Genomic DNA, 4,346 nt, shown 5'->3' on the forward strand with positions numbered 1-4,346 from the left:
GTGACCTGAAGATCACCCAGAGCCATGCCGTCGGTGGCGTTATTGCCCTGCCCTGCAAGGTTTTGCCAGGCCAGCATCACCTGAACCAGCGGATGGTGCGCCATGCTGCGGGTGGGGTTGAGGCGCTCGACGAGCACCTCGAAGGGAACGTCCTGGTTCTCGTAGGCGGCCAGGCTGCGCTGGCGTACTTGCGCCAGCACGTCGGCGACGCTGGGATCGCCCGCCACATCCACCCGCAGCACCAGGGTGTTGACGAAGAAACCGACAAGCTCGTTGAGCGCCGAGTCGCGCCGGCCGGCGATCGGGAATCCAACCGCCACATCAGAACTCGCGCTCATCTTGGCCAGCAGTACCGCCAGAGCGGTCTGGACGACCATGAAACTGGTCGCGTCGTGCTCGCGGGCCAACCGGGCGATGCGTTGGTGCAAGTCGGCCGGCCATTCGATCCGCGCGCTGGCCCCGCGGTAATCGGCCACCAGTGGGTAGGGCCGGTCGGTGGGCAGCTCCAGCCGCTTGGGCAACTCCGCCAACGCGTGTTCCCAGTAGGCCATCTGGTTCGCGATCGCGCTCTGCGGATCCTCGAGATCACCGAGCTGGGCGCGCTGCCACAACGTGTAATCGGCATACTGCACCGTCAGCGGCGCCCAGCCCGGCGCCAGTCCGGCGGACCGTGCGGCGTACGCAAGTCCCAAGTCCCGCACCAACGGATTGATCGACCACCCATCCGCGGCGATGTGGTGGACCACTGCCACGAGCACGTGCTCGTCCTCAGCTAGCCGGAAAAGTTGTGCCCGCAAAGGGATTTCGGCTTCCAGATCGAAGGCGTGCCGGGCGGCTGCCTCGACCGCCTCATGAACCCGCGAAGGCGACCAATCGGACGCATCCGCCACGTCCCATGCCATTTCGGCTCGGTCGACCGGGACGACCACCTGCTGGGGGGTTCCGTCGGCTGTCACGAAAACCGTTCGCAGGCTTTCGTGGCGCGCTACCACATCGTCGAACGCCGCGCGCAGCGCGGCGGTGTCGAGGTGCCCGCACATGCGCAACGCCGCCGCCATGTTGTAAATCGGTGACGGCCCGTGCAATTGGTCGAGGAACCACAACCTGTTCTGGGCGAACGACAACGGCACCACTTCGGGGCGTTCACCCGCGACCAACGGCTCCAGCCGGTCCGCCCCCTCAGCGACGCGAGGCGCCAACTGCGCCACCGTGGGCGCATCGAACACGACGCGCACCGGAAGCTGGGTATCGAGGGCGGTGTTGATCGCGGCGATCAAGCGCATCGCCGACAGCGAATCCCCACCCAAATCGAAGAAGGAGTCGTCGATGCCAACGCGCTCGAGCCCTAGCACCTGGGCGTAGATGCCGGCCAAGATCTCCTCGGTGAGGTTGCCCGGGGCACGGTATTCGGCGGCGGTGTATTCGGGAGCGGGCAGGGCGCGCTTGTCGAGTTTGCCGTTGACCGTGAACGGCAGCGTCTCCATCATGACGATCGCGGCCGGGACCATGTAGCCAGGGAGTCGGTCGGCCAGCTGGCCGCGCAGTGCGGCGGGGTCGGCCGTGCCGGTGACATAGCCGACGAGCCGTTTGTCGCCGGGACGGTCCTCGCGGGCGGTCACCGCAGCCCGCTCCACGCCGTCGAGTGTTGTGAGGACCGTTTGAATTTCGGCCAACTCGATGCGATAGCCGCGAATCTTGACCTGCTCGTCGGCCCGACCCAGGTAGTGCAGCTGATCGTTGGCGCCCCAGCACACCAGGTCCCCGGTGCGATACATGCGGGCACCCACGCCGCCGAACGGACAAGCCACAAATCGCGACGCGGTCATTCCGGAGCGGCGCACATACCCGCATCCCACGCTGCGGCCCGCCACATACAACTCACCCACCACACCTGCCGGTACCGGCTGCAACCAACTGTCCAGCACGAACAACGCCGACCCCGGCACCGGCGACCCGATCGGCACTACCGGCGACCCCGGCGTCAACGGCGCCGTCCGGGACACACACACGGTGGTCTCGGTCGGGCCATAGGCATCGATGACCGCCCGCCCCGCGGCCGCCCATCTGTCGACCAGATCGGTCGGGCAGGCCTCGCCGCCGACTATCAAAGCCGCCAACTCCACACCGTCCGGCGGCAGTGTCGCCAGCGCCGTCGGAGTGTGGCTCAGGACGCTGACCTTCTCCGCGATCAGCAACTCACGGAGCGAATTTGGGGATGCCAGAACGGGTTCGGGCACCACCACAAGCCGGCCGCCGTGTAACAGCGCGCCCCAGATCTCTTCTACCGACGCATCGAAGGCCAAGGAATGACACAGCGCCCACGCCCTTGGCCCCGACAGTGCGCCGAGCAGGGATTCCACCAGCTGAGTGACGTTGTGATGTGGTACTGCAACACCTTTGGGGGCACCGGTGGTGCCGGAGGTGTAGATGACGTAGGCGATGTTCTCCGGGGACGGCGTGGGCAGAGCCGTAGTGGGCTGAGTGCTGACCGCGGGAGCCTGGACATCGATGACGATGACGTCGACAGCGTCCAGCCGCGAACATTGATCCGCGGTGGTGACCACCGCGATCGGAGCGGCGTCGGCCAGAACGAATTCGATCCTCGCCGTCGGTACCACCGGATCGATCGGCACGTAGGCCGCGCCGGTCTTCAATACCGCCAGGATCGCCACGATCGCTTCGGCCGTACGCGGAAACAGCAGCGCCACAGACTGTCCCGGACATGCGCCGTGACCGACCAACAGGTGCGCCAACCGGTTGGCGGCCTCGTCCAGCTCACGATAGGTCATGGAGCGCCCGTCGTGGGTGATCGCTACGGTCTCCGGAACGCGAACCACCTGCTCGGCGAACGCTGCCGGAATCGAGAGCTGCCTGGCCACGGGCGCGGTGAGTGCCGACCGATTACCGATCTCGGCCAGCCGGGCATGCTCGGCCGAATCGAGCAGATCGATCGACGAAAGCCGTTGCCCGGCATCGGCGGTGATCGCGGTCAGCACCCGCTGCAGTCGGGTGATGAATGATTGGATGCTGGCGGTGTCGAACACGTCGGTGCGGTATTCGGCCGCCCCACCTATCCCGGCGGGCCGACCGTCCTCGGCCCAGCGTTCGAAGAGCGAGAACGTCAAATCCATGCGGGCGGTTTGGGTATCGACCGGTAGTGGGGTGACTTGCAGATCGCCCAAGGCCGATTTCGCGGCGAGTTCCTTGTCCTGCCAGTTCTGCCAGGCCAACATGACTTGCACCAGGGGATGGTGGGCCATGCTGCGGGTCGGGTTTAACCGCTCGACGAGGAGTTCGAAGGGAACGTCCTGGTGTTCGTAGGCGGCGAGGGCGCGCTGGCGCACCTGCGCCAGCAGCTCGGCGACGGTGGGATCGCCGGCCAGATCCACCCGTAGCACCAGGGTGTTGACGAAGAACCCGACCAGGTCATCGAGCGCGGGATCACGTCGTCCGGCGATCGGAACACCGACCGTCACATCGGAACTCGCGCTGAGCTTGGCCAGCAGCACGGTCAGCGCGGCCTGGACGACCATGAAGGTGGTCGCGTCGTGCTGGCGGGCCAACTCGCGCACCCGCTCCTGTAGCTCGGCGGGCCAATCGACGGTAGCGCTGGCCCCACGGTGATCGGCCACCGCCGGGTAGGGCCGATCCGTAGGCAGCTGCACCCGGTCGGGCAAACCCGCCAGCGCATGTTCCCAATAGGCCAGCTGTCCCGCGATCAAGCTGTCCGGATCCGTCAGCTCACCGAACTGCGCACGCTGCCACAGCGTGTAATCGGCGTACTGCACCGCCAACGGTGCCCAGCCGGGCACCTGCCCCGCGCGCCGGCTGGCATACGCCATCCCGAGATCGCGCATCAGCGGATTGATCGACCAGCCGTCGGCGGCGATGTGGTGCACCACGGCCACCAGCACGTGCTCGTTCTCGGTCACGCGGAAAAGCACCGCCCGCAAGGGGATTTCGGTGGCCAGGTCAAACGCATGGCGCGCCGCGACGCCGATGGCCTCATCCAGCCGTTCGGCCGGCCAGTCACCGGCGTCAACGACGGACCATGCGACATCGGCCTCGTCGACGGGGATCACCACCTGCTGAGGTGTCCCGTCGGGAGCGGCGAACAGGGTGCGCAGGCTTTCGTGACGACCGACCAAGTCGGCAAGTGCGGCACCCATCGCGTCGGTGTCCAGTGGGCCGTCTATCCGCAATGCCGCAGCCATGTTGTAAACCGGTGAGGGGCCCTGTAATTGGTCGATAAACCACAACCGGCTCTGGGCGAACGACAGCGGCACCACCGCGGGCCGCTCCACCGGAACCAACGGCGAAAGCGGGCAGGCGTCCTCCTTGATGTG

1 protein-coding gene is annotated in these 4,346 nt (G+C 66.7%); it reads right to left on the reverse strand.

The features are described from left to right. The coding region (locus tag JOZ00_RS12895) for an amino acid adenylation domain-containing protein (protein WP_293344343.1) at positions 1-4,346 on the reverse strand (4,346 nt) is incomplete at both ends.

The organism is Mycobacterium sp., assembly GCF_019243155.1.
Classification (GTDB): Bacteria; Actinomycetota; Actinomycetes; order Mycobacteriales; family Mycobacteriaceae; genus Mycobacterium.